The following is a 21,361-nucleotide window of genomic DNA, read 5'->3' on the forward strand; positions in this document are numbered from 1 at the left end:
CGGTGAGAGTTTGACACAAGAGTATATAAGAGAAATTAAGCGGGGAGCACTGTCATGGATTGTTAAAAATATCCATTATTTTGATATGAATCATAAAGTAGCGAATGATTTCAGATGGCGCCTTAAAACATTTATAGAACTCATTTTTCTTACCAATTACCTGATCAGAAATCAGGCAGATGATAAGGAAGTTGCTGTTATAACGGAGTTTATTACAGAAAGGCTCCGTAATGATCAGCTTGAAGAATTTATTCATTTTGATCCGGACGGTCTCGCCGGATTGGCTATTGCGGGTGAATTTCTTACCTTGACTGATCATCCGTCACGGGCTTCGGTGATATGGGAGCTGGAAAAATTCACGGCAGCGCGTTTTGATTGCAGCCTTGCTAAAGTTCCCTTTCGGAAAATGGATCTGAAGTACAGTCTGCAAAGAGCAGGCGTAACCTCGGAAATAACGGATTTTTCTGACTTATATCACTACACAGCAGCTGGTCAGGATATCCCAAATACATATATGACGGATCATGATGCGTACAGCATCACTCATACGATTTTTTATATAACAGACATGGGATGTTCTTCGCTTACGGATAAAGAGTATCATCTGCCGTCCTTAAAAGAAAAGGTCCTGAAATTTCTCGGGATCTATATCTGTCTTGAGAATTTAGATATTACCAGTGAATTATTGATGTGCAGCTCTTTTTTACATATCAACATGGATAAGGACAACCATAAACCGCTCTATGAAGCAGCCTGGAATAAAATCTATCAGGGCCGAATGAAAGAGGGGAATGTCCCGAGCATCACCTATCAACATAAACCCGGTTTGACAGGTGAACAGCGAAGAGAAGATGTGTTCAAACATTGCTATCATACAACACTTGTCGCCGCTGGTGCCGCGCATGCCTGTCTTAGAGCAGAAAGGAACGATTAACTTGAATAGATTAGCTGAAGAGACAGATCAATTTTTATTATCTTTTGCTGAACAATCGCTTCCGGATCAAAAGAGCATTCAGCTGTTTGCCGGCTTCTGCAAGTACTACAGGAAGACGAGCCATTCTTCCGCTGTAAAAGAACATACTGAAAGGATTGCCTCCGCTTTCGTTGATAAGTCATGCTGGGAAGATCTGTTTCACTGTAACACGGCCATTGTCAATGAGTTGATTCATATCTATTTAACGGCAAAAGCTTATAAAAAGAAGCAGGGAATGGATTCGGATGATCAGGTCATACGTCACGGATTGCAAAACGGCTATCTTATAAAAAAAGAATGGCCTTATTTTAAATACGCCGAATTCGTCGGTTTGCTGAGCGAGCTGGGAATGTCAACTGACCATGAAAAAGTGCGCTTTTACAAGAATTCGATGTTTCAGCCTTTGCTCCATGACGCATGGAAAAGAACAGCTGAAAACGAGCTGGAGTTTGTCGAGTACTGTCTTCTTCATTTGAATGAGGGAGAGCATCTGCTTCATCCCGGCTTGAAGGCGTCCATTCAAAAATGGCTTGTGTTTTGTCTCGGCAGCCGAAAAATGAAACAGCTGTGCAATATGTTATTTATCCAATCGTGTATCGATCCATTTTTTTATGGCTGTCAAGCGGCTCTTCATCATATAAATAACGAGAATCCATCCATTCATTGTGCTCCGGCTCTTCTGCCGGCGATTGAGATTCTGAATCTGGAGTGTGGAACATGCAGATAGTCAAGGAACATTTTAATATAAAAAAAACAGAAGAATGGCTGCTGGGTTTTTGGAAGAACATTCAGCTGCAGCCGGAAGAAATAGAAGCAGATGATCTCATGCACCTGTTTTGCGGTTTAGCGGCATGTCATCACTTTGAAAAAAGAAAGGATACAGAAGAAGTCATTCTATTCCTAGATCGTTATTTTGGAGAAAAAACGCACGAATGCCATCCGGTCCTGTTCGCGTATGCGTATCATGTGTACCGCAGGATAGATGCCGCAAAAAGCATCTTTTTTCATAACGGACTTGAACAAATGGTCCGCGGTTTACAAGAGGAACTGAAATCAGAGCCGTCCTCTATGATCCTCATGGTGTTAGGAGCTTATTTTGGGGCGGTGACTCCGGAAGAACTGATCGTGTTCTTAGAAACCGGGATGAAACGTGAGGCCGATTTGCTCATGGCACCGGGCGGCATGCAGGAAGAACAGGCGGATGCCCTTTATGCCGTCACTTATTTGCAAATGAAAGAATTGCAGCCTTTTCTCACGGAATGGTACAAAACATCAGACTTTGCTTTTTCAGGTTTAATGTTAGCCGAGTGCAGAAAGTATCACATTGACGCCGTTGCAAAATACACTGCCATTATGAAATTTCTCCGATTCGATGAGGCGCTTTTTATACGGGAAGGGCGGGAATTTCTACACTTTCAGCAGCGAAGCAGCGGGAGCTTCGGTTATTTGAATCCGTTAGCGATGGACCAAGGGGCGGCCAGCGGCAAATTACTGGACCGTCAGTATTTCCTGCCGTCCGCTCATTATGCCGCCGCCTCTCTGTCTATGCTGTAATGTCTCTCTTTTGAAAGACGGAAAAAGAAATCAATAAACATATAAGAAAGTAGATCGCTATAACCGTCATGGAATAGGGGATGTTTAACGTTGAAATCGCATCACCCGCACTTTTATTTACATAAGCAACGAGATTTAAATGCGGAAAGAGCGTAAATTTATACCACGTAAATTGGGCAAGCAAATCAGTTCCGCCCAATATACTGCCGGCAAACAGCAGTAAAATGGATAAGCAAAGGGAGAGCGCCTGGCTTTTGCACAATACTGACAAAGTGAACGCAATGGTGACAATGCTTATAATTGATATGAAACGCAAAAGCAGAATGATTCCGGATGCTTTGATTGAACTGATGGTATACAGACTGTCATTTAAATGAGTATAGACGAGCGGATATGAAGCATTGGAAAAACCGAATAACACGCCGCCGATCAGCAAACAGCTCACACAGTAAAATAAGTAAATCATACCGGTAAACAGAAGAGAGGCCAGAAATTTCGATGTTAAAATCCGCCATCTTCGGTTCGGGCTTGTAGCGATAAACTTAATCGTCCCAAGGGCAAACTCTTTAGAAACAACCCCGCTGACGGTTAAAATCGCGGTCAAGCTGACGAAAATCTCAAGCCCGTTTGAAGTAACCGTGCCGAAAAACCTCCAGCCGTTCCATTCATAAGGGTTGATGATATGCTCCAAATAATAGTCTTTATTCTTAACATCAGCAGAATAATAAACGCCTGTCGTTTCAGCCGGTTTATCAATTTCTTCCTGTTTTTTTTCGGCGAGAAGCCGTTCTTTCCAATTGTTATCCGAGGAAGCATCTAACTCATGATTCATAATAAGGCCGGCCAGCAAAACGATGAGAAACAGGAAAAAAAGAGATAAAAGTGTGCCTTTTTTTCGGGTTATTTTTATGAATTCGTTCTGCGCCAGATGAAATATGCTCATACCGCGTCCTCCTGATCTGTAATCATCATGTATTTCTCTTCCAATGACAAAGTTCTTGCAGAAACGCGGGAAATCAGAATCTCTTTCTCTGCCAAAGATTTAATGACATACGGGATGGTATCTTCTTCCGCTTCCAATTCAATGATGCGGCTGTCTTTTTGCTGTACTTGAAGAATACCGTCCTGCTCTAATATTTCTTTCGCCCTTGCCGGATGATCGACCGTGACGGTAAACAGCTTTTTCTGACCAAGGTCATGTCTGTTCTTCATGTCTTCAATTCCTAAAATCCGTCCCTTTTTAATATAGGCAACCCTATCGCAAATCTCCTCCATTTCCGACAATAAATGGCTTGATAATAAAATGGAAACCCCTTGCTTCGCTAAATCGGAAAGAATGGTGCGCAATTCTTTCATTCCTTTAGGATCGAGGCCGTTCATCGGTTCATCCAGAATTAATAATCCGGGATTGTGAAGAAGAGAATAAGCGAGCCCCAAGCGCTGTTTCATGCCTAATGAGAAATGTTTCACTTTTTTGCGGGCAGCCTGCTCTAGTCCGACTTTTGCAAGGGTATTCATAAGGTCATCCGTTCGCAGCGAGGTGCTGCGCAGTTTAGTAAAATATTTTAGGTTTTGCAAAGTGGTCATATTCGGATACATATCCGGGCCTTCAATGATAACCCCGATATGTCTCATAAAATATTCAAAGTCGCTGTCCGGTCTGCCTCTGAATGAAATGGCTCCTTCTGTTTTTTTAATAAGCTGTACGATCATTCTGAAAATAGTGGTTTTTCCTGAGCCGTTCGGCCCTAAAAGGCCGAAAATCTCGCCTTTTCTCACATCGAAAGAAATTGACTGTACAATAGGGGTATGATTGATTGTTTTAGAGACATCTTTTAATATCAGGGCTGGTTCAGTCATGATATTTGCACACCTTCCTTATGATTTAGGGTAAAAGCCGTCAAAACCGAAGAACATGCTTCCGATCAGGCCGGCAGCGATTAAAATGAGAGCAATGCTATACCACATTTTTCGATTCAATGGTTTCCCTCCTTACAACGCTGACATTCCATTTGAAATAGCGCAAAAAGATGCGGAATATCAGTTTCGAAAGATCAAATCCGGCCATAAACACCGCCATACCCGCTCCAAGAACCATACATCCGTTAAAAATGGCTGTTACAATCGGCACTTTTACGAGGAGAAAGAATGATCCGGTCATCAGCATCAGGCCGATCGCCATCAAACTTAACACCGCAACAGAGGCAAAAAGAAACGGTGTCAGCATAAACATGAAGTTGAACATGCCCATCCCCAGCATCAGGCCGAATGCTTTGAAAAAGGAGCGCCATGTTTTCTGCTCCTCGGCATCACTAATGAAAATATCCGCTTTTAAGGCGCGCGCAAGTGTTTTGGGGTTTCCTAAATTGCCGGCGATTTGTTCATCGCTTTTTCCTTCAGCGCCGCCCATTTGGAATATTTCGCCGATATCGGCGAGTATCTCTTTTTGCTCAAGTTCCGGCAGATCTTTTATTTCCCGCCGGAGATGTTTTAAATATTGGTCTTTACACATTCATTTTCCCTCCTTAATGATGCTGTTCACTTTTTCGGACAGGTCAAGCCATTCCGATTTTAATGTTTGATGATATAAGGCGCCTTCTTCTGTTACTTTGTAATATTTGCGTGACGGGCCTTGATCGGAAGCTGCTGTATACGTTTTTAGGTAGTTATTTTTTGTGAGTCTTCGTAATATGGGGTAGATGGTGCCCTCCGATACAGGGAACGTTTCACTTATGATCTTGATTAATTCATAACCATATAAATCTTCATAAAGAAGCAGGGACAACACACAAAGTTCCAACGCTCCTTTTCGTAATTGGCTACTCATTTACTATCATTCCCATCATATCTAATAATTGTATTCTCTATACAGTGTATTGCACAGTAGCTAATCGATCAATAATTCCCAAGAACCATTTGGGATGAGGAATTGAATCTTTATGCTTATGTGCGGGCGGGGACCGAGATGCGCAGCCCTTGCGGGAAGAAGGCCTCCTGAACAATGTTTACATTAATATAGATCAGGATGCGCGTCATTGACAAATGGCAAAAACCCCTTTTTCCATGACAAGGAAAGGGGTTTTTCCGTTATTCGGCCATTTTTTCTAAATTGCCGTTCCGGTCCATTTTGAAGGACGGAGAGGCATGTTCGTCGTCTTCAAATAAAACTAGTTTTCTGGCTCTGTTCATAATTTTCACCAAGGTTTCGTAGTCTTCCTGAATGGTTTTTTGATCTTTTTCAAGCTTTTCGACGGCCGCTTCCAGCTGCTCGGTTTTAGACTGAAGTTCTTGGTTTTCCCGTTTTAAACGGTCATTTTCCATTTGCAGGGCGGAAGTTTGCTTTCCGCTGCCTTCATAGCTCTTCAGAAATTGAATGACGTCTGCCATTGTGAGCTCCGCCTTTTGGCTCGGCTGCTGAGGCGCCAGCAAATGTGATAAACTAGCTAACTCTTCCTTGAAGCTTTCATCGACATAAGGCATATGTTCGCCGGACATGACGGCTTGCCGATCCTCTTTTGGCGCTTCCGTTTGAACCGTCTCTTCGGCTGCGGTTTCCTGCATGATGTCCGCATCCGGCGCAGGCGGCTGATATAATAGTTTCTTCTTGGCCGGCTGGCCGTTTCCGAGCGCGCGCATCCGCTGTTTCCGCTGTTTTTTGGCGAGCTGAAGCGCTTTTTCGTATTGATGGCGGACGACGGCATTCCATCTGAAACCGCACGCTGCCGACGTTCTGTTTAATTTATCGCCTACCTCTTCAAAGGCGTTCAGCTGCGTGCTTCCTTCCCGGACGTGCCGGAGCACGGTTTCCGCAAGCAGCAGGTCATTTTCCTCCGACCAGGCGTCCTGTCTTTGTTTTGTCAATGTTCTCAACCCCCAATATCTTTGATGGTATTAGAATGTCCAGATTGGAAAATATTTATACAAATTGGCTGAAAGAATGAGAGATACGCAGAGCCTTGCAGGATAAGATGAATCCTTGTACAATGAGATGTGATGTGATTTTTTTCGTTTTTAAAATTAAGATTTAACATAGAGGAACATTGAATGAAGGGAAGCGTACATCATGGCTAATGAATTCCGAGTGTGTGATGATTGCCAGGCCACCAATATTAAGACTTTGCTGCCGCGTTTGAAAGAAGCTGACCCGGATGCAAAAGTGGAGGTCGGATGTCAGTCATATTGCGGGCCCGGACGCAAAAAATCGTTTGCTTTCGTAAACAACCGCCCGCTGTCGGCGCCGACTGAGGACGAGCTGATTGAGAAAGTGAAAAAGAAGATCAAAAAGTAAATGTGTATTTTACGACAGCCTCGCCCGATGGGTCAGGCTTTTTTGCTTCAAAAAATCAATGTCGGAAAACTGGAACAAAACGCCGGACAAATTCAAGGATGTTTTCAAATTACAGAGCCGATATAATAGAATCACGGCTAAAAAAAAGAGGGAATGACGATGGCGTATCCAAACGGAAAATTATCAGAAGAAAAAGTGTTTAAAGATCCCGTTCACCGCTATGTTCATGTGCGGGACAAGCTGATCTGGGATTTGATCGGCACCCGTGAATTTCAGCGGCTGCGACGGATCAAACAGCTCGGTACGACGTATTTGACGTTTCACGGCGCGGAACACAGCCGTTTTAACCATTCTCTCGGCGTCTATGAGATTGTCAGACGAATGGTTGATGATGTTTTTAAAGGGCGTCCTGAATGGGATGACAATGAACGCGAACTCTGTCTCAGCGCCGCGCTTTTGCACGATTTGGGACATGGGCCGTTTTCGCATTCCTTTGAAAAGGTTTTTCATCTGGATCATGAAGACTATACGAGGGAAATCATTCTCGGCGACACCGAGGTGAATCAGGTTCTCAGAAAGGCGGGACCGGGATTTCCGCAGGATGTTGCCGAAGTCATTGCCAAAACATACAAAAACAAACAGGTGGTCAGCCTGATTTCGAGCCAGATTGACGCCGACAGGATGGATTACCTTCAGCGGGACGCATACTATACGGGCGTCAGCTACGGACATTTTGATATGGAACGGATTTTAAGGGTGATGCGTCCGCGAGAGGATCAGATCGTCATTAAGCAAAGCGGCATGCACGCTGTCGAAGACTATATTATGAGCCGCTATCAAATGTACTGGCAGGTGTATTTTCATCCCGTGACGAGAAGCGCTGAAGTCATATTGACGAAAATTCTCCACCGTGCGAAGCAGCTCCATGAAGAAGGGTATATCTTCACTCATGCTCCCGTTCATTTTTATTCCATTTTTGAAGGGAAGCTGACGCTTGCGGATTATCTGAAGCTTGATGAAGCCATCATTTTATATTATTTCCAGGCTTGGGAAGAAGAAGAGGACCCGATTCTGTCCGACTTGTGCCGCCGCTTCATTAACCGCCAGCTGTTTCAATATGCCGAATTTAACCCCAATGAGGAAATGTCGGCTTATTTTGAACTGACCGCTCTGTTTAAAGAGGCGGGAATTGATCCCAATTACTATTTAGTGGTCGATTCTTCATCGGATCTGCCGTATGATTTTTACCGGCCGGGTGAAGAGGAGGAGCGTCTGCCGATTCACCTGTTAACGCAGAACGGCCAGATCAAAGAGCTGTCCAGGCAGTCCGCCATTGTCGAATCCATTTCGGGCAAACGCCGGACGGACCATAAGCTCTACTATCCGATGGACCTCATTTGTGACGATTCAGAAAACCCTGAAGCAAAATTAAAAATCCGGCAGCTGCTGGGACTGACATAGAAGGATTTTGGTAAAGAAGGAAAAGGAGATGTCGGGAATTTGTTGAAAGAACATGCAAAACTGATGAAGGTGTTCTCGGATTCTGGAGAAATCATCGGGCGGAAAAAGCTGCAGAAAATCATTTATATCGCGAAGAAAATGCAGTATCCTTTCTACGAAAAATATGATTTTCATTTTTACGGCCCGTATTCCGAAGAACTGACGCTTCGAATTGAAGAGCTGTGCAATCTTGGGTTTCTGGATGAGGTGAAGGAAAAAAAGGGCGGCTACTTTCAATACCGGTACTCGCTGACGGAGACGGGAGCCGAGTTTTTACATCATGCGGAGCTTACGATGCCGGATATGAAGAAGTACATCGACAGCGTCAACAGCCGCTCATCCCGGTTTTTGGAGCTGGTGTCTACGATTTTGTATTTTGACGGCCTTGAAGCTGAGGAAAAGAAAGAGAAAGTGTTTACGATAAAAAGCAAACAGAAATATACGGATGAAGAATATGATGAGGCGCTTCACTACATAGAAGAGCTGAAACACATTTGTTAAAGGCGATGGCTTTCGTCTTTTTTGATGAAAAAACCAGGCCGCGATAAAGCGGGCCTGGTTTTGTTTATTGTCTCAATTTGCTGTGCTTGTACGAATATAAAAAGTAAACGATGACGCCGATGATCAGCCAGACGGCAAAATAAAGCCACGTTTTCAGCGGCAGATTGACCATTAAAAACAAACAGCAGATAATGGCCAAAATCGGCAGAACGGGTACAAAAGGCACTTTAAATCCCCGTGGCAGATCCTTATGGGTGCGGCGCAGAATCAGCACGGACAGACTGACCATGGCAAATGTCAATAGCGCGCCGATGTTTGAGAGATCTGACAGCTCTTTCAGATCAACAAAACCCGCGATGCAGGCGCTGATCAGTCCGATCAGCCACGTATTAAAGATCGGCGCTCCCGATTTCTTTCCGACAATGGTAAAGACTTTCGGCAGCATTCCGTCTCTTGCCATCGCAAAAGATATACGGGTCGCCGCATAGGTATGGGCGAGAACGACGGCCATCAGTCCGATCACCGCACCGGCAGCGATAACGCCCGCCACCGCGTTTTGTCCGACAGACTGCAACACATAAGACATGGCTTCCGGCACATTAAGCTGTGAATACGGAACCATCCCCGTCATGACGAGACAGACGATGACGTATACCAATGTACAGATCACCAGTGAACCGATAATACCGATCGGCAGGTTGCGCTGCGGTTTTTTGACTTCTTCAGCCGAAGCGGAAATCGCGTCAAATCCGAGAAACGCAAAAAAGACGGCAGAAGCCCCCGTAATGACGCCTTTGATTCCAAAAGGCATAAAAGGATGCCAATTGCCCGGCTTTACAAAAAAGCTTCCTGTGATGATAAACAGCAAAACAATTCCGATTTTTACGAGAACCATTATATTATTAAAGGTTTTGCTCTCTTTAGAGCCGCGTGACAGAACGACGGCAATTAATAGAGTAATGATGATGGCAGGAAGGTTGACGATGCCCCCCTGGCTCGGCACGTGCAGCAGACTGTCCGGCAAAGGCATGCCGATTTCGGCTAACAGATTATTAAAATAACTTGACCAGCCGCTTGCCACCGCCGACGCCGTCACCATATAAACGGATAAGAGCGTCCAGCCCATTAAATGGCCGACAATTTCTCCCATGGTGGTATAAGAGTAAATATAGGCGCTTCCGTAAACCGGGAGAACAGAAGCGATTTCGGCGTAACATAATGCTGCAAGGCTGCAGACAACGGCTGCAATGATAAAAGAAAAGATTACGGAAGGTCCGGCGTTTTTCGCGGCCGTAATGCCTGTAAGAACCATGACGCCCGTCCCGATGACGGCGCCGATGCCCAGTAATGTTAAATCAAATCCACCCATCGTTTTGGCAGTCTGCCTGTTTCTGCTTTGTTCAAGCAGCTGGGTGATGTCTTTTTTTTGTAGGATATTCCGCAACACGCATCCCTCCATCCAAAAGCAAAAGCCAAGAGGGGCTCTTTGGCTTTTACCCGTGTCACATCTTCTGTGTAATCGACAATCCTGTGTTCTGTTTCCCCGTCTGTTCCGTTTCTTTTCCAGTCATATTGTCTGCTGCATCCGATCAGATTATCCTTTCCGTCAAACGCAGTCACCCTTAATGATTTTACCTGAATCATGTCTATAAAACCAGCATTGCATAAAAGGGATGGGTGAAAAAGCAGGAGATAATAGTCTGTATAGGGCAGGATAAAAGTTGCGGGCTTTCCGGCCGAAATTTTGACTTTCCCCGCGAGGTATCAGTAAAATGTAATAAAAAACAATCAAATGATGATGGATGCATCTTGAAATGGGGAGTTTCTGCATGGAGTACGATATATTGCAAGCAAATGTACTGGATTACGCGCTCACGAAATATTTAAAGAGCACGAAAAAGCTTGATGAGGCGACAATTCCGAAGAGTATAAACAATATCAGAGGATTTATTCTCAGGATTATTTACCGGCACGGCACGTGCACGATTAAAGATATATTGCAGGAAGTCACATTATCGCCTTCAGCCACGACAACCGCTCTGAATCACTTAGAAAAAGAGGGTTTCGTGGAAAGGTCGAGAAATAACGAAGACCGACGCACGGTATGGATGACGCTTTCCGAATCGGGGAAAATGGCGGCCATGCAAATGATTGAAAACCGGCAGATGCTCATTGACGAGCTGTTCGAGGCATTAACAGAAGAAGAAAAGAATACCTTTTTCAGCCTCGTTGAAAAAGTAATGAAATAAGCCGGCCTGACATAGCAGCGCCGGCCATTATCAAGGATTACTCCGTATCGCTGATCCGTTTGCCGGCGACGGCGTAATGATCCTTTCTCATTTCTTCAATCATGACAATGATCTTTTCTTCGGCTGCGCCTGTCGTTTCTTTTACGGCTTCTGTCACTTTTTCAACCAGATTCCGTTTTTGTTCATCTGTGCGGCCTTCAAGCATTTTAACGGTTACGAGCGGCATGGTGCTGATCCTCCTTTATCGTTTCCTCTCTTTGGAAGAGAGGTCACTTATAGTATACTGAATGAAGGACAATCTTGCATTTTTTAAAAAAGGGGATTTTTACATTTGGACAGATTTTTATATTATCCGCTGGAGCTTATGCCCTATGTCGTGATTACGCTGATTGTGGCATTTACGATGCATGAACTGGCGCACGCGTATGTCGCGTATCGGTTCGGAGACGATACCGCGGCGAGACAGGGCAGATTAACGCTCAATCCGATTAAACATCTTGATGTTTTCGGAACGATTCTAATTTTGGTCGCGGGTTTCGGCTGGGCCCGTCCGGTGCCGGTGAACCGCCGCGCCTTTAAAAGACCGCGGCTGGCGGGAGTGCTGGTTTCCGTCGCCGGGCCTGTAAGCAACCTGCTTCTTGCCTTTATCGGTTTCTTTTTGCTAGTGTTGATGCATGCTTACGGAATGGAGCTGCTTTCTGCATTCAGCATGGGGCTTGACCGCTTTTTCTCTATTTGGATTCAGCTGAATCTCGCGCTGTGTTTATTCAACCTGCTGCCGCTTCCTCCGCTTGACGGCTACCGGATTATTGAGGATCTCGTGCCGCCGCGGGTGCGCGCCAAAATGACTCAGTTTGAGAGCTACGGGATTATCGTGTTTCTCGTGCTGTTTGTGACACCGGTCGGCTCCTATGTCGTGTGGCCGCTGTTAAGTGAGGGGAGAGACTGGATTCTCAAGGTATTTGCCATTATATTTCAACCGCTTTTGTAGGAGGGTATTTTCATGGAAGAAAAAAAGAAGAAAACAATCGGATTTAATATTATTAAAAGTGATCCGACCGACGGACATGGCGGTTTTGGCGCCGGGGCACTGAGCCTTGACAATATTTCTCCGGTATTTGTCGATGTGGAAGAGAAGGAAGCCTTCGTTGACATCGGCGCCATGCATGCCCGCAGTGTCGTTGAAAAAGGCATCAAATTCCTGCCGAACAAAGATGAAGTGCCGAACGGAAAACCGTACTGGCTCGTGTGGGTCACCATCGACAGAAAAGAAGAAGGCCCTTATTACGCGGGTGTGACGGCTTGTGAAATGACCGTAGACAGAAGTATCCGCAGAGGCTATAAGTCATTGCCGGAGCATGTGAATTTAATGGATAAATCAATGAAGCGCTGCATTATCGTGGACAAAATGGACGCCAGCTCAAAGCAGGTGCTTGCTGAATTTCTGCAGAAGCATGACCAAGGGCTCTGGGAACGTTCATCCGATGAATTGAAAACAGGTCTGCTTCCGGAAGAAAAATAATTTGTGAACTTTTTGTGAACTTTATAAATATTTGCACTATTTTGCAATTGTACTGAGTAAACTGTTGATACAGAATCAGGACATGGAAAGTCCCGAGCCGAACCAAGACTCGGGGTTTTTCATGTTTACGCGGAGGTTTCATCATGTTCACCGTCTTTGACAACGGGCCATGGGTCATTGAAGCAGATGCGGCGGAAACGAGAAAACAATACGAAAAATCATGGCCTGATCCTTGCGATTGCGGGAGCTGCCGGAACTTTTCCGAGGCGGTGAATCTCCTTCCCGCCGAGAAAACAAGATTGTTTACGCAGTTTGGGATTCGTCCGGCTGTCTGTCACGACTTGGGGGAGCATGGAAAGGAAAACGGCCTGCATCATTATGCGGGCAGCTATCCGATTGTCGGCAGGCTTAGGGAAGGCTGGCCAAAGTTTCATATCGAGAGGGCGGGAGATATCCGCTTTTCGTTTTCATTGCCGAGTACAACATTTTTTATACCGAAGGGTTTTCCTGACCCTATTATCCATCTCGACTTTTCACTCTTGCTCCCGTGGGTGCTTGAGGAAGACGCGGATTAAAGCCCGGCGCGCAATGCACCGGGCTCAGTCTTTTTTGCCGAGCCACTTATCCCACCACTTTTTGCGCGGAGCTTCTTTGCGGGCGGGGGCGTGTTCCTTTTCTTTTTTAGAAGGTTCCGGTCCGTAGCACACATCCGCGGGCTCAGTGCCTGCGATGAAATACGTATAATGCTTTGCGGCGCAGCCGGGTCCCGAAGTGTAGCCGGAAGCGGGATCGATATAGACGCCCGTGACGCCCTTCGGCGGTTTAAGCGCTATTTCCGGTTCTCCTTCGAGCGCCTTCTCCATAAAGTCCGCCCAAATCGTCTTCGCATAGCTTTTTTCTTCTACTGAATCAATCGTGCTGCTTTTGTCATAACCTGTCCATACACCGGCGGCAAGAGCAGGGTTAAAGCCGATCATCCAGCTGTCTGCGCTTGTCGTGCCTGATTTACCGCCATAGGTTCGGGTCAGCCGGTCCGAAATGGTGCGTCCCGTGACGGAAGTATAGCCGTTTAAATCCTGATCAAACATGCCCGTCATCATGCTCGCCGTCACAAAAGCGGCTTTTTTATCAAGCGTCTGCTGATGTCCGCGCGGCTGTTCATACAAGACGTTGCCGGCGGTATCCGTCACTTTTGTGATAAAGGAAGGGGTGATTTGTTTTCCCCCGTTTGCGAGCATCGCGTAGGCATTAACCATCTCAATCGGGCGCACGGGTTCAGTTCCGAGCGCCAGAGACGGAAGAGGCTTTAAATGTTCGCTGATGCCGAATTCCTTTGCCGCCGACACGAGCTTATTCATGCCGAGAAAGAGATGGGTCTTCACGGCATAAATGTTGTCTGATAACGCAAGCGCCTGAAGCAGCGTAATCGGTTTATTGGCGTAGTAGCCGTTGTAATTGCTTGGAGAATAAGTATCTCCGTTGTCGTCAATCTTGAACTCTGTGGCTTCGCTTTTCATCAGCGTGACCGGTGTAAAGCCGCTTTGAATCGCTTTGTAGTACAAAAGCGGCTTGATCGTGGAAGCCGGCTGCCGTTTCGCCTGTGTCGCCCGGTCAAACGGGCTTTTTTCGTAGTCACGTCCGCCGAGAAGCGCAAGCACGCGCCCTGTTGCCGGATCAATCGCGGAAAAGCCGACCTGAATGTCAGAGCCGGTACGGATCGTATGTGCCACAGTGTTTTCCGCAATCCGCTGCATGCGCTTATCAAGCGTCGTATAAACACGCAATCCGCTCGTTGCGAGCTGTTCGCGCGTCATGCCGAGCTTTTTCTCGAGTTCTTTCATCGCATCATCGTAAAAATAAGGCGCCGTTTTCGCTGCGGTCCTGTTTTTCAGCGGCTGATAGGCAAGCGGCGTTTTCTTAAGCCTTTCCGCCTTTTCTTTTGAGATCATTTTTTGGCCGATCATCAGTCGGAGAATGGTTTCCTGGCGCTGTTTGGCCTTCTTTTCGCTGACATATGGCGAATAGCCGGACGGGCCTTTCGGTATGCCCGCCAAAAGCACGGCTTCCGCATCGTTCAGATCTTTGGCGTGTTTGCCGAAATACAGGCGCGAGGCGGCTTCAATTCCATATGCGCCGTGGCCGTAATATATCGTATTTACATAACCTTCTAAAATCTCGTTTTTAGAATAGTTCTGTTCAAGGCGGATCGTGTAAAATGCTTCGTTCCATTTTCGTTTCCATGTCTTATCATGCTCAAGGTAGAGATTTCTCGCGTATTGCTGGGTGATGGTGCTTGCGCCCTGAACCTTGGCCATTGCCTTTATGTCAGCCAGCGCGGCGGCGGCCATCCGCCGGTAATCAAAACCGTGGTGATTGTAAAAGTTTTGATCCTCCACCGCAATGGCGGCCTGCACCGCTATCGGATTGATATCTTTTAACCGGACCCAGTAGCGCTTTTCCCCGAAATCGGTCTCACCTAGCTTTGAGCCGTCATTTGCATAAAGAATCGTAGACTGAGGAACCCGGACGGAGGGGGCCCCCTGCCATTTCGCTGCAAGAAGAACGGATGTGAAGCAGACGCCGGCCAGCATTCCGCCGATCAGTGTCAGAAAGATGCAGGCGCGGATGATTTTGAATGTGATTCTGAGCTGTTTTCCAGATACTTTATCCACTTTTGGGGACCCCCTTTTTCATGATTCTATTATTATGTGAAAAAAGGGGGTTTTTTAAACATATCAAACCGGACACTTCTTTACTTTTTCCCCTCCATCCTCTATACTTTTTCCTTAGGTGAAAATGAGATTTTAACCGGAATAAAAGCGATACAGACGCTTACAATAAATGAAATAAGCCTTGAAAGGGAGATGACAATTGAGCGAGCTTTGGTATACGGAGAAGCAGACGAAGAATTTCGGCATTACATTAAAGGTGAAACAAACATTACATACGGAACAGACGGAATTTCAGCATCTGGAAATGGTGGAGACAGAAGAATTCGGCAACATGCTGTTCTTAGACGGAATGGTCATGACTTCTGAAAAAGACGAATTTGTCTATCATGAAATGGTTGCGCACGTCCCGTTATTTACGCACCCGAATCCGGAAAACGTCCTCGTTGTCGGCGGCGGAGACGGCGGTGTCATCAGAGAGATTCTGAAGCACCCAAGCGTAAAAAAAGCGACGCTGGTCGACATTGACGGCAAGGTTATTGAATACTCTAAAAAATTCCTTCCGTCCATTGCGGGCAAGCTTGATGATCCGCGCGTCGACGTGAGAGTCGATGACGGTTTCATGCACATCGCGAAATCAGAGAATGAGTATGACGTCATCATGGTTGATTCAACAGAACCGGTCGGACCGGCCGTCAATCTGTTCTCAAAAGGCTTCTATGCCGGAATTTCCAAGGCATTAAAAGAAGACGGCATCTTCGTCGCGCAGACGGACAACCCGTGGTTTACACCGGAGCTGATTACAAACGTACAGCGTGACGTGAAAGAAATCTTCCCGATCACCCGTCTGTATACGGCTAATATCCCGACGTATCCGAGCGGCCTGTGGACATTTACGATCGGTTCTAAAAAGTACGATCCGCTTGAAGTGGAAGACAGCCGTTTCTTTGACATCGACACGAAATATTACACGAAAGAGCTTCACAAAGCGGCATTTGTTCTTCCGAAATTTGTGAGCGACTTAATCAAATAAAAACGTACGGCGCAGGAGCGAATCTTGCGCTTTTTTACAGGAAAGCGAGGGTTTTATCATGAGGTTTGATGAAGCATATTCAGGAAAAGTATTTATCGCAAGCCGCCCCGACTGGAAAGAGGCGGACGCCATCCTTTACGGCATGCCGATGGATTGGACGGTCAGCTACCGTCCGGGTTCACGATTCGGGCCGGGGAGAATCCGCGAGGTGTCTATCGGTCTTGAAGAATACAGCCCGTATCTCGACCGTGACTTGGCTGATTTGAATTTCTTTGACGCCGGAGACATTCCGCTTCCGTTCGGCAATCCGCAAAGAAGCCTTGATATGATTGAAGAATACGTGGACAGCATTTTAGAAAAAGGAAAGTTCCCGCTCGGCATGGGAGGGGAGCACCTTGTATCATGGCCTGTCATAAAAGCCATGTATAAGAAGTTTCCGGACCTTGCCATCATTCATTTTGACGCGCACACCGACCTGCGCACGGATTATGAAGGCGAACCGCTTTCCCACTCTACTCCGATCCGAAAAGCGGCCGAGCTCATCGGGCCGCAAAACGTATTTTCATTCGGCATCCGTTCCGGAATGAAGGAAGAATTTGAATGGGCGAAAGAAAACGGCATGCACATTTCTAAGTTTGAAGTGCTTGAGCCGCTGAAAAAAGTGCTGCCGCAGCTTGCGGGACGCCCTGTTTATGTCACCATCGATATCGACGTTCTTGATCCCGCTCATGCGCCGGGAACGGGCACGGTTGACGCAGGAGGCATCACGTCTAAAGAATTGCTCGCGTCCATCCATGAAATCGCGCGCTCAGAAGTCAATGTAAAAGGCGCTGACCTCGTAGAAGTTGCGCCGGTCTATGACCACTCAGAACAAACCGCAAACACGGCAAGCAAGATGATTCGTGAAATGCTGCTTGGGTTTGTGAAATAAAAGAATTTCCCCCGCTTGAAACACGCGGGGGATTTTTATATTGTATATAAACTACTTAGAAGTTAGTAAAAGCAACATATTATTTTACCATTAATAATTGATGTTATTGATAAAAATTATATAATAGGGTATTATTTAGTAAATACATTTTTAGAAAGGAAGTTAGAATGAAAACAGCAGTAGAAAATGAATTGGAATTAAAAAAGATTGAAATTTCAGTAATTAAACTGATAATTGCTGAAAAACCTAATAAAGAGATCGCTAAGTCATTAAACTACTCGCAGCGTAATGTCGAATATATCATAGCCGGTCTCTGTAAAAAGTGGAATGTGAGTACTAGAGTCGGTATTGTTTCGGAAGCATATAAAAGGAATTGTATACAGTGAACGAAATGAAAGAAAAACCCCTATTGAGGGGGTTTATTTATATATGCTAAAAAAACATTCTATACAGGAATGCCGTAAAAATAAAAACTGAGATTGTCAGGTAGTTCAAATTTGTTCTCCATTTCAGAAGAATAAACAAAAGAAATAAGTATGCAATATTGAACAAATCAAAGATAGAAAAAATCAAATGATTACTTGTGAAAAATAAACTAGTGTTTGGATGTTCTGCGAAAATGTTTTTGAATGATATAAGAAAAAACTTAATTGCGACCGGGATGTTAGAAAACATAAATAGGGAATAAAAGGTTTTAATCTTAATTTGAGCGCCAAGAAAATTTATAATGAGAAATAATACAAATCCTTCAAAAATCACCCCGAACATTAAAAGAAACAGTGCGGCTATCGCAATGATATAATCTAAATGTTTTACTTGCTCAACAACTTGTATAGGGATGTTTTTGGGAATTAAACTTTTCATAAAAGGTAATAGGGAACTTAAATAAAAAGCTAACCCGATAATATAAAACAAAAATGAGGACAAAAAATTAATGTTTCGGTCCTTAAATGAAGATAATTCAATTTGCATAATCCTAAGAGACTCCTTTTATAAAGATAGGTGTAAGAAATGTTTCTAACATAGCTGCTATCATTAAACCGAGAAATATAATACCAATATATTTAAAAGTGAATTTTAAATTTATTTTGAGGAGTAATAAATCCAAAGTTAATTTCATTCCTACAGAAGCTGCAAGAAGCAATACCGGCACTTCAATTATTCCATGGGGTATAACAAGCAGTAAAAGGTTTAAATTGTCTTTGATGTTTCCTATCGCATTTCCTAAAATGAATCCATTAATAATTAAAACTGCAATCGTGCCGAGTGACAGCGTCAACGGGCCTAGAAAAACAAGCAGACTCGCTACTTTAATATTATTAAAGAAAATCTGAAAAAAATCCGGACGGATATTTCGATTTAGATTATTTACATTTGAAGCGGGATCTGTATAAAAATATGCTGTAAATAAAGCAATTAAAAATAAGATCAGACAGAGTATGTACAATTTGACTAAAACGTTCTTTTTAAACAAAGTATTTTCATCCATTCGTTTAAGGGACTGCCAGGGATATTGAATTTAATGTTTTATGTTAAGCTGCTGCTGTACTTGCTGCAGCCAATTGTTCTAAAACGGCTAAAGGCAAGCCTGCACCAAGAGATCCTAAAACAGTAATGATAGCCAGGACTGAACCCGTTGCGGTGATAGCACTGACAATCCAACTAGGAGCTATTATTCCAGCTCTGTTTAAAATATCGATGACATCCATGCTTAAATGATTATGTTTTATACTGAAAAGAGCGAGAACAATGATTCCTGATGCTACTAATGTAAAAATCGCTTTACTATTTTGTGTTTTTAAAAGTAGACTCATTTTTTCCTCCAATTTTTTCAATATCCCCAGCAAGTTAAATAATAAAATATATTGGAAGCTATTTGAATTGCGGATTTCCGAAAAAATATTTAAGAGGTGAAATCCGTTAAGGTATCTGCTGACTTATTTCAGTACAAAGAAAGCCGGACCATATGTATGATCCGGCTTTCTTTGTACTGAAACATTTATACTTTTTTTTCAAGAATAATATCAAAATAATCGGCTGCCCCATAACCTGAAATAGGAGGAGCAAATATTTGAACCAGCTTCCATCCTTGCTGCGAATACTTTTCAATAATTTCTTTATAGTCTTCTTTAGGCTTTCCTTTCCATCGGTTTACTTCTACTTTTATGAACTTATATTCGTACATTGCTGTATAATCCTCCGGAAGTGTATTGGAATTGTTACCTTGTTTTTCGATTATGATAAACTTGAATCCATAAATAGAGCGCGCAGCCTATTAAAAGTATTGGAAATTGCCATCCTGTATTTCCGTTTTTAAAATAATCTATTAATGACCATATCAGTAAAGCGACAGTATAAAAACTAAATGCTATTCTGGCGGCTATACCCGATTGGTGTTTTTGCATCTCATCCATTTTCTTCATAAGAACCGCTCCCTTACTTTTTTTTGGCGTTATAGTTGAATACTTTATCTATTCCCGTATTTAATGCGTGAGCTATCGAAAAAGCCAGACTTAATGTCGGGTCATATTTATTATTTTCAATTGCATTGATGGTTTGCCTGGTCACATTGCAGAGCTTAGCCAGATCATTTTGTGAAATATCAGCTGCTGTTCTAAGTTTTTTAATATTGTTATCCACTAAAACCCTCCTTAAATATTTTTGTTTTTATTTTAAATTTTCAAATTTATATATATTTATTTTAAATAATATATGTATGTGTGTCAAATACTTTTTACACATTTGAATTTTAAGGTATGATTTTTGTTTTTGCAAATTAGTTGTTTATATAAAAAACGGCTTGCAGTTTAACCTGCAAGCCTAAAAGTAATCATCATTTAAATCATTCCGCGCTGAGCAACTTCAAATTGATGTTTCGGTGCACTTGCGATGTCGGCTGAAACAAAAACAGTGCTTATTGCCAAGCAAGTAAGTGCTAATTTATACTTCAATTTCATACAACTTCACACCTCCTTGAATCTGCTGTCTTGTTTCTTCCACCTTTAAAAAATATGCGGAAGCCTTCTCGAAATTTTCTCTTTCATGATAATATTTTGCCACATCTAAGGCAAAATCTTCAAGATCAGCATACATCGATTTATCTCTGAGAAAGTCAAAACATTCCATGATTGCTTCTTCATCAGGCTCACCGACATACAAAGATTCCAAAAATTCATACTCCACTATATATAAGGAATCTTCTGCCTCCTCTGCATAAGATACCCCTTTGTCATGATATTGTCTGGCTATGGCCATATTTCCGATTTTATAATGTATTTGTGTGATTAAGAAATAGGCTTGCGGGAGAGAAGTGATGATGTTCCCATCTTCAAAAACAGCTATTGCCCGTTTTATGTAGTCAATGGCTGGTTTGTAATTTTCTTGGCTGTTAAAACAAAGTCCGATATTATATAGAGTCCGGCCCATTAATTGAGGCTGCTGTTCTGCCTCTGCCATGGCATAAGCCTTTTTAAAATGCTGAATTGCTTCATCATATTGCTTTAAGTCAAGAAAGTTGGTAGCGAACAATGAATGGCACTGAAGCACCCTTATATTATATGCCTCCTGCTTATGATAAATTTTATAAGCCTGCCGGGCATAATCCATAGAAAAATAAGTCTGTTTCATATAATAGTAGGACTCTGACATCTTAAAATAAAATTCAGCTTTCTCGATACAATCTTTGACAAAATCAAGCTTATATTCAGCTTTCTTAAAAAACTGAATCGCTGAAAGATATTCACGGCATTCCAGCTCATACATCCCCCGGAAAAAATTAAAATAATAATCAAGACGTCCGGTCAGCCGGGCCTGCTTTTTATCAATATCCGCGAGCAGATCCGATAGTCTCGGCTGTTCTTCTATCCGCTGCGATTCCAGCGGTTCGAGGTATTCGAGCATCAGATTATGGCGGAATTCCATGAGAGAATAGTATAGATGAAGATCCTGATCATCTTCCAGACCTGCAAGTTCTTCTTTGATTTCTCTCCGCAAGTACTCGGCGTCCGGGATGCTGAACCTTCGAATGTACATATACCATTCGTTGATTTTTTCTCCAACCGCTGAAGATGATAAAACACTCGCCACTATTCCGAATCCCTCCCTTCCACGTTATGTATATGACATATTTTATCATTTTCAT

At 43.8% G+C, this 21,361-nt stretch carries 28 protein-coding genes; 13 read left to right on the forward strand and 15 right to left on the reverse strand.

Translation table 11 applies throughout. The annotated features are described in order from the left end of the window. The first annotated feature begins 10 nt into the window (after positions 1 to 10). The 3 genes from AC1RRX_RS00155 to AC1RRX_RS00165 are packed head-to-tail and all read left to right on the forward strand — an operon-like array spanning position 11 to position 2,527. On the forward strand, positions 11 to 934 hold the full coding sequence (locus tag AC1RRX_RS00155) for a DUF6895 family protein (RefSeq protein WP_007407663.1): 924 nt from the start codon (positions 11 to 13) through the stop codon (positions 932 to 934). Next, on the forward strand, positions 903 to 1,700 hold the full coding sequence (locus AC1RRX_RS00160; protein ID WP_020957984.1) for a hypothetical protein: 798 nt from the start codon (positions 903 to 905) through the stop codon (positions 1,698 to 1,700). The genes AC1RRX_RS00155 and AC1RRX_RS00160 overlap by 32 nt, the downstream gene beginning before the upstream one ends. Continuing rightward, entirely contained in the window at positions 1,691 to 2,527 is an 837-nt protein-coding gene (locus AC1RRX_RS00165; RefSeq protein ID WP_144463835.1) for a hypothetical protein, read from the forward strand. Before AC1RRX_RS00160 ends, AC1RRX_RS00165 begins: the two co-directional genes overlap by 10 nt. Here the strand turns inward: AC1RRX_RS00165 and AC1RRX_RS00170 are convergent. From AC1RRX_RS00170 to AC1RRX_RS00190, 5 genes are all read right to left on the reverse strand, one after another. Beyond that, positions 2,517 to 3,470, reverse strand: a complete 954-nt coding sequence (locus tag AC1RRX_RS00170) for an ABC transporter permease (protein WP_144463836.1) — start codon at positions 3,468 to 3,470, stop codon at positions 2,517 to 2,519. The genes AC1RRX_RS00165 and AC1RRX_RS00170 overlap by 11 nt on opposite strands. Continuing rightward, a complete protein-coding gene (locus AC1RRX_RS00175) occupies positions 3,467 to 4,387 on the reverse strand; it encodes an ATP-binding cassette domain-containing protein (RefSeq protein ID WP_144463837.1) in 921 nt (306 codons plus the stop codon). Before AC1RRX_RS00175 ends, AC1RRX_RS00170 begins: the two co-directional genes overlap by 4 nt. A 97-nt stretch (positions 4,388 to 4,484) precedes the next feature. Then, positions 4,485 to 5,039 carry an HAAS signaling domain-containing protein gene (locus AC1RRX_RS00180; protein WP_012118697.1) on the reverse strand — a complete coding sequence of 185 codons (555 nt, stop codon included), beginning with the start codon at positions 5,037 to 5,039 and terminating at the stop codon, positions 4,485 to 4,487. Further along, entirely contained in the window at positions 5,040 to 5,354 is a 315-nt protein-coding gene (locus AC1RRX_RS00185; RefSeq protein ID WP_020957979.1) for a PadR family transcriptional regulator, read from the reverse strand. 260 nt (positions 5,355 to 5,614) lie between these two features. Continuing rightward, complete coding sequence (locus AC1RRX_RS00190; RefSeq protein ID WP_007407656.1) at positions 5,615 to 6,388, reverse strand: RsfA family transcriptional regulator; 774 nt, start codon at positions 6,386 to 6,388, stop codon at positions 5,615 to 5,617. A 202-nt stretch (positions 6,389 to 6,590) separates the two neighbouring features. On the opposite strand from AC1RRX_RS00190, the gene AC1RRX_RS00195 reads away from it, so the two are divergent. The 3 genes from AC1RRX_RS00195 to AC1RRX_RS00205 all read left to right on the forward strand — a co-directional run bounded on the left by AC1RRX_RS00195 (position 6,591) and on the right by AC1RRX_RS00205 (position 8,816). Continuing rightward, positions 6,591 to 6,815 carry a YuzB family protein gene (locus AC1RRX_RS00195; RefSeq protein WP_003151034.1) on the forward strand — a complete coding sequence of 75 codons (225 nt, stop codon included), beginning with the start codon at positions 6,591 to 6,593 and terminating at the stop codon, positions 6,813 to 6,815. A gap of 159 nt (positions 6,816 to 6,974) precedes the next feature. Continuing rightward, a complete protein-coding gene (locus tag AC1RRX_RS00200) occupies positions 6,975 to 8,276 on the forward strand; it encodes an HD domain-containing protein (protein ID WP_003151035.1) in 1,302 nt (433 codons plus the stop codon). A gap of 39 nt (positions 8,277 to 8,315) precedes the next feature. After that, complete coding sequence (locus AC1RRX_RS00205; protein ID WP_007407653.1) at positions 8,316 to 8,816, forward strand: YwgA family protein; 501 nt, start codon at positions 8,316 to 8,318, stop codon at positions 8,814 to 8,816. Between the two features lie 64 nt (positions 8,817 to 8,880). Here the strand turns inward: AC1RRX_RS00205 and AC1RRX_RS00210 are convergent, their stop codons facing one another. Next, positions 8,881 to 10,260: an amino acid permease gene (locus AC1RRX_RS00210; RefSeq protein WP_032865071.1), complete on the reverse strand. Its 1,380-nt coding sequence runs from the start codon at positions 10,258 to 10,260 to the stop codon at positions 8,881 to 8,883. 385 nt (positions 10,261 to 10,645) lie between these two features. Between AC1RRX_RS00210 and AC1RRX_RS00215 the strand changes: the two genes are divergently transcribed. Then, positions 10,646 to 11,065, forward strand: coding sequence for a MarR family winged helix-turn-helix transcriptional regulator (locus AC1RRX_RS00215; protein WP_020957978.1), 420 nt, complete (start codon positions 10,646 to 10,648; stop codon positions 11,063 to 11,065). 37 nt (positions 11,066 to 11,102) lie between these two features. Here AC1RRX_RS00215 and thmT read toward each other — a convergent pair whose 3' ends face one another. Beyond that, positions 11,103 to 11,291 carry a 2-hydroxymuconate tautomerase gene (gene thmT, locus AC1RRX_RS00220; protein ID WP_003151042.1) on the reverse strand — a complete coding sequence of 63 codons (189 nt, stop codon included), beginning with the start codon at positions 11,289 to 11,291 and terminating at the stop codon, positions 11,103 to 11,105. Positions 11,292 to 11,396: 105 nt separating this feature from the next. On the opposite strand from thmT, the gene AC1RRX_RS00225 reads away from it, so the two are divergent. From AC1RRX_RS00225 to AC1RRX_RS00235, 3 genes are all read left to right on the forward strand, one after another. Further along, positions 11,397 to 12,056 (forward strand): site-2 protease family protein, encoded by a 660-nt coding sequence (locus AC1RRX_RS00225; protein WP_003151043.1) that lies wholly within the window; start codon positions 11,397 to 11,399, stop codon positions 12,054 to 12,056. 12 nt (positions 12,057 to 12,068) lie between these two features. Then, complete coding sequence (locus AC1RRX_RS00230; protein ID WP_007407649.1) at positions 12,069 to 12,587, forward strand: YwhD family protein; 519 nt, start codon at positions 12,069 to 12,071, stop codon at positions 12,585 to 12,587. A 143-nt stretch (positions 12,588 to 12,730) separates the two neighbouring features. After that, entirely contained in the window at positions 12,731 to 13,162 is a 432-nt protein-coding gene (locus AC1RRX_RS00235; protein WP_144463838.1) for a hypothetical protein, read from the forward strand. Between the two features lie 24 nt (positions 13,163 to 13,186). Here AC1RRX_RS00235 and AC1RRX_RS00240 read toward each other — a convergent pair whose 3' ends face one another. Then, positions 13,187 to 15,259, reverse strand: a complete 2,073-nt coding sequence (locus AC1RRX_RS00240; RefSeq protein ID WP_033574377.1) for a transglycosylase domain-containing protein — start codon at positions 15,257 to 15,259, stop codon at positions 13,187 to 13,189. Between the two features lie 199 nt (positions 15,260 to 15,458). On the opposite strand from AC1RRX_RS00240, the gene speE reads away from it, so the two are divergent. The 3 genes from speE to AC1RRX_RS00255 all read left to right on the forward strand — a co-directional run bounded on the left by speE (position 15,459) and on the right by AC1RRX_RS00255 (position 17,606). Next, complete coding sequence (gene speE, locus AC1RRX_RS00245; protein ID WP_003151052.1) at positions 15,459 to 16,289, forward strand: spermidine synthase; 831 nt, start codon at positions 15,459 to 15,461, stop codon at positions 16,287 to 16,289. Between the two features lie 58 nt (positions 16,290 to 16,347). Continuing rightward, entirely contained in the window at positions 16,348 to 17,220 is an 873-nt protein-coding gene (speB, locus tag AC1RRX_RS00250; RefSeq protein WP_007614448.1) for an agmatinase, read from the forward strand. A 167-nt stretch (positions 17,221 to 17,387) separates the two neighbouring features. Then, on the forward strand, positions 17,388 to 17,606 hold the full coding sequence (locus tag AC1RRX_RS00255; protein WP_003151056.1) for a helix-turn-helix transcriptional regulator: 219 nt from the start codon (positions 17,388 to 17,390) through the stop codon (positions 17,604 to 17,606). Positions 17,607 to 18,196: 590 nt separating this feature from the next. Here AC1RRX_RS00255 and AC1RRX_RS00260 read toward each other — a convergent pair. From AC1RRX_RS00260 to AC1RRX_RS00290, 7 genes are all read right to left on the reverse strand, one after another. After that, positions 18,197 to 18,709 carry a stage II sporulation protein M gene (locus tag AC1RRX_RS00260; RefSeq protein WP_031378560.1) on the reverse strand — a complete coding sequence of 171 codons (513 nt, stop codon included), beginning with the start codon at positions 18,707 to 18,709 and terminating at the stop codon, positions 18,197 to 18,199. Between the two features lie 43 nt (positions 18,710 to 18,752). After that, positions 18,753 to 19,034, reverse strand: coding sequence for a hypothetical protein (locus AC1RRX_RS00265; protein ID WP_007407643.1), 282 nt, complete (start codon positions 19,032 to 19,034; stop codon positions 18,753 to 18,755). Between the two features lie 185 nt (positions 19,035 to 19,219). Further along, on the reverse strand, positions 19,220 to 19,405 hold the full coding sequence (locus AC1RRX_RS00270; protein WP_007407642.1) for a DUF4177 domain-containing protein: 186 nt from the start codon (positions 19,403 to 19,405) through the stop codon (positions 19,220 to 19,222). Positions 19,406 to 19,439: 34 nt separating this feature from the next. After that, on the reverse strand, positions 19,440 to 19,643 hold the full coding sequence (locus tag AC1RRX_RS00275) for a hypothetical protein (RefSeq protein WP_007407641.1): 204 nt from the start codon (positions 19,641 to 19,643) through the stop codon (positions 19,440 to 19,442). Between the two features lie 13 nt (positions 19,644 to 19,656). Then, positions 19,657 to 19,860: a helix-turn-helix transcriptional regulator gene (locus AC1RRX_RS00280; protein WP_007407640.1), complete on the reverse strand. Its 204-nt coding sequence runs from the start codon at positions 19,858 to 19,860 to the stop codon at positions 19,657 to 19,659. Between the two features lie 197 nt (positions 19,861 to 20,057). Beyond that, positions 20,058 to 20,177, reverse strand: coding sequence for a phosphatase RapF inhibitor PhrF (gene phrF, locus AC1RRX_RS00285; RefSeq protein ID WP_015240778.1), 120 nt, complete (start codon positions 20,175 to 20,177; stop codon positions 20,058 to 20,060). Further along, a complete protein-coding gene (locus AC1RRX_RS00290; RefSeq protein WP_033574379.1) occupies positions 20,161 to 21,306 on the reverse strand; it encodes a response regulator aspartate phosphatase in 1,146 nt (381 codons plus the stop codon). Before AC1RRX_RS00290 ends, phrF begins: the two co-directional genes overlap by 17 nt. Between the last annotated feature and the right edge of the window lie 55 nt (positions 21,307 to 21,361).

The sequence above is a fragment of the Bacillus sp. GW821-FHT11D08 genome, from assembly GCF_058808515.1.